This window comes from Synechococcus sp. H60.2, assembly GCF_047462315.1.
Lineage (GTDB): Bacteria > Cyanobacteriota > Cyanobacteriia > Thermostichales > Thermostichaceae > Thermostichus.
The window spans coordinates 1-3,870 of sequence record NZ_JANSIZ010000127.1 but is presented as its reverse complement, the minus strand read 5'-3'; the positions used below and the strand labels follow the sequence as shown (position 1 = coordinate 3,870).

Annotated in this window: 3 protein-coding genes; 2 read left to right on the top strand and 1 reads right to left on the bottom strand. The window is 60.4% G+C overall.

The features are described from left to right. The first annotated feature begins 57 nt into the window (after window positions 1–57). Window positions 58–660 (top strand): TonB family protein, encoded by a 603-nt coding sequence (locus tag NW845_RS12545; RefSeq protein ID WP_414378769.1) that lies wholly within the window; start codon window positions 58–60, stop codon window positions 658–660. A gap of 110 nt (window positions 661–770) precedes the next feature. Continuing rightward, window positions 771–1,895 (top strand): glycine cleavage system aminomethyltransferase GcvT, encoded by a 1,125-nt coding sequence (gene gcvT, locus NW845_RS12540; RefSeq protein ID WP_414378767.1) that lies wholly within the window; start codon window positions 771–773, stop codon window positions 1,893–1,895. Here the strand turns inward: gcvT and NW845_RS12535 are convergent. Beyond that, complete coding sequence (locus tag NW845_RS12535; RefSeq protein ID WP_414366517.1) at window positions 1,892–2,848, bottom strand: sigma-70 family RNA polymerase sigma factor; 957 nt, start codon at window positions 2,846–2,848, stop codon at window positions 1,892–1,894. The genes gcvT and NW845_RS12535 overlap by 4 nt on opposite strands. Between the last annotated feature and the right edge of the window lie 1,022 nt (window positions 2,849–3,870).

The following is a 3,870-nucleotide window of genomic DNA, read 5'->3' as shown; positions in this document are numbered from 1 at the left end:
ATCGTCGGCAGCGTCAGCTGTGTATAAGAGACACCTCCCACCCAGACCCCGCCGCCCGTGGCGGCTGCTCCTCCTGCCACGCCGGCTCCCACGCCTCCCCCCACCGCCGAGCCTCTACCCGTGCAGCCCAGCGAGCGGGCCTCGGATCTCAGCCAATTGCAGCCGGCTGCGCCGGCTCCCCAACCGGAGGTTCTCCCCGCCGAGCGGCCCTCCGATGCTTCCCAGTTGGGGCCGCCCATCAGCGCTTCCGCTCCCAGTGATGGGGCTGGGATCCAGGGCCAGGGAGCCAGCGGCTTGGCCAACCCCACCCAGTCGGCTCCCAACCCCCCCAGTGTGGCGGCGCGGGCGAATGTGGACTGGGGCCCTTGGCTGGCAGCTTTACAGCGCAAGGTGGAACAAAACTGGATCCCGGGGCAGACTGGCACTTCCCGCCGCACGGTGGTAATCTTCACGGTGGGTCGGGGGGGCGAGCTGCAGAGCATCCGCCTGGCCCGCACTTCCGGCAGCCAACAAACCGACGACGCGGCGCTGACAGCCATCCAGAGAGCAGCTCCGTTTTCGCCCCTGCCTGAGGCCTACGAGGGCAACTCGGTGACGATTAACTTCACCTTCGACATCAATGTGTTGGGACAATTAACCGTAGGCGGGTCGGCTAACTGACAACGGCTTCACGGTGCTGCCTCCCAAAACGGGGACAGAAGGCCCTGGACAAGCTCTGGGAATCTGCGACGGTGCGTTTATCCTAGTCCTTAACCTTCAGAGATCCGTTGATGGGCACAACTTCCCTGCAGCGCACCCCCCTGTTTCCCTTCCATCAAGCCTTGGGGGCGCGGTTTGTCTCCTTTGCCGGCTGGGAAATGCCCCTGCAGTACCAAGGGGTGGTGGTCGAGCATCGAGCAGTGCGGGAGCGGGTGGGGGTATTCGACATCTCCCACATGGGCAAGTTCGAGCTCTGGGGGCCAGAGCTGGGATCCCACCTCAGCCGGCTGGTGCCCAGCGACCTGGCCGCCGTTCGGGCGGGATCCGCTCGCTACACGGTTTTGCTCAATCCGCTGGGGGGCATTGTGGACGATGTCATCTTCTACCGGCATCCACCGCAAGGAGAGCTGGAGCACTGGAGCCTGATCGTCAACGCGGCCACCCGCCACAAAGATAGGGAGTGGCTGCAGCAGCAGGGGATCCCTGGGCTGGAACTGCAGGATCACACCGAGTCGCAGGTGTTGCTGGCGGTGCAGGGGCCGGCAGCGGAAGAGGTTCTTCAGCCTTTTTTGGCGGGATCCCTGAAGGCTTTGCGCCGCTTTCAACACGGGCAGTTTGCTCCTCAAAAAGGGGGATCCTCAGGGGCAAGGGTCTTTGTGGCCCGCACCGGCTACACCGGAGAAGACGGCTTTGAGATCTTGCTTAGCCCCCCAGAGGGCTGCTGGCTCTGGGAGCAACTGGTGCAGGCAGGAGTACAGCCCTGTGGCTTCGGCTGCCGCGATACCCTGCGCCTAGAGGCTGCTTTTTGCCTCTACGGCCAGGACATGGACGAGAGCACGACTCCCCTGGAAGCTGACTTGGGTTGGTTGGTCAACAATCCAGGGGACTACATTGGCAAGCTGGCCCTCGAACGTCAACGCGAGCAAGGGATCCCGCGTCGCCTGGTGGGGTTTCGCCTATTGGATCGAGCCATTCCCCGCAGCGGCTATGCCATCTACGCTCCCAACTCCCCTGAGCCGATCGGGCGGGTAACCAGCGGCAGCCATTCTCCTACCTTGGGCTACGGCATTGGCCTGGGATATGTGGATTCAACTTGGGCCAAGGTGGGATCCCGACTGGAGATTGAGATTCGGGGCCAGCGCCGGCCCGCCGAAGTGGTAAAAAAGCCCTTCTACAGAGGGGCAGGCTCCAGTTAGCTTGGGGGGTTGAGCTGTCTGCCGGCCTTGGGGGTGGAGTATTCCTGCTGCAGCCGCCGCAATTTCCGCAGGGCCCGCCGCTCAATTTGCCGGACTCGCTCCCGCGAAAGACCGATGTGCTCCCCGATCTCCCGCAACGTCAGGCCCTTCGACCCATCCAGCCCATAGCGGGCCACAATTACCTGCTGCTCGCGTTCGCTCAGTTGGCCCACCAGAGCGCGCACCTCCTCGCAATGGGCAGCCCGGTTCAGATGTTCGACCGGATCGTTGTCTTCGTCAGGGATAAAGTGCTGCAGCTCAGTGCCGTCCTCGTCCCCCACCCCGACGTTGAGGGATCGGATCTCGGCCATGTGGCGGGTGATCAGTTCGCGGTAGTTGTCGCCAATATCCAGCGAATCGAAAACTTCCTCTGCGGCAGGCCGGGATCCCCTTTCGGCGGACAGCTCGCGGTAGCGCCGCTTCACCTGGGAGACCTTCTCGTACATGTGGGCGGGCAGCCGGATCAGGCGCCCCTTGTTTTGGATGCCGCGGTTCACGCTCTGCCGGATCCACCAGGTGGCGTAGGTGGAGAACTTGTACCCCCGCGTGGGATCGAACTTTTCCACGGCGCGGGTGAGGCCGATGGTGCCCTCTTGAATCAGATCCAGAAAGGGCAGACCGCGGTTGCGGTAGCGCTTGGCAATCGACACCACCAGGCGCAGGTTGCACTCCACCATGCGCTTCTTGGCGGCTTCCCCCTGCCGCAGGATCTGCTGCAGCTCCTCTAAAGGGATCCCCAGTCGTTGGCTCCAATCCTCCAGCGACTCGTGCTGCCGCCGCTGCTCCAGAAGGGCCATCATCCGCTGCACTTGGTGGGCCAGACGCAGTTCTTCCTCGGCAGTGAGCAACGAGTAGCGCCCAATGATTTTTAAGAAACGCCCCACTGCGTCTTGCAGCTCAAGATTTTCCGACATATCCAACCCCACACCATAAGTTGATGCCCTGTCAGAATCTTCTCTTCTGCTGTCGCGTCAAGCTTTCTTCCCACTAGGAAGCCGACCTTGCTGCAAACAGCACCTTATTCATACCAGTAGAAAAGCCTTTCCGTAAAGGTTTTGGCAACCTAAAATGCAGACTTTCAGCGGCTATTTGATTCACTAAATTTATTGAGTCCTGTCCGTGAGCTACTGCCAGCAGTGCCTCAGTTCTGGGCTCTGTCGGCTCCCTGATCTACGGGTAGATGTTACGAAAATAAAGCGATTCCGTTACTCAAAACTTAGACCAATAGGATCCGAAAAAAGCAAGTAAAATCGGTCATGCTCTCTTAATCGTTAACCAGATTGCACTGAGATAAAAAACATGTTTTTTGATACACTCTACATCGCTACAGATGCCTATTTTGTCTGTAGAAACCCATCGGAGAGGCCGGCCCAGCAAGGCATCGAACGGCCTGCTGGCCCATTTCTGCAACCTTTTGAGGCTGATTTCAGAGAGAGTTGTCAATAAGCCTCAGCCCCAAACCAGCCAAGGCAGATCCCAAGGAAAAGCCGTCGTCTTGGCTTTCCCAAGTTTAGGGCAAATTAAGGTAAATTTTGAGCCTTAGACACTACCTGTGGAGTCAAACCTTCGAGCCGCCAGCGTACTACAGGTTATCCGTCGAGTAGGGGCTGTGGAGCCCAGGGGGGAAAAGCCGCAACCCCTGCTGGCGCACGCGTTGCTCTTGCAGCGGGAGAGGGGTGATGCGCGGCAAAGGCGTAGCCTCAGGTTGAGGTGTTGGAGTGGGAGCAGGCGTAGGCAAGGGGCTAGGTGTTGGTTTCGGCGTGGCCACTACAGCCGGTGGGGTTGGCACAGCAGGTGTGACCTCAGCCGGGATCCCTTCTGAGGTGGGACGGGGACGCCGGAGTTGAAAGCGCGGCTGGCGACGTGGTGCAAGAGTGGGCGTCGACTCTGGTGTAAGAGTGGGTGCCGGCGTTGATGTCGGTGTTGGTATTGGTTC

Excerpts from the sequence above, each read along its gene's own strand:
- gcvT (WP_414378767.1), top strand. The coding sequence starts at position 771 with ATGGGCACAACTTCCCTGCAGCGCACCCCCCTGTTTCCCTTCCATCAA.
- NW845_RS12535 (WP_414366517.1), bottom strand. The coding sequence starts at position 2,848 with ATGTCGGAAAATCTTGAGCTGCAAGACGCAGTGGGGCGTTTCTTAAAA.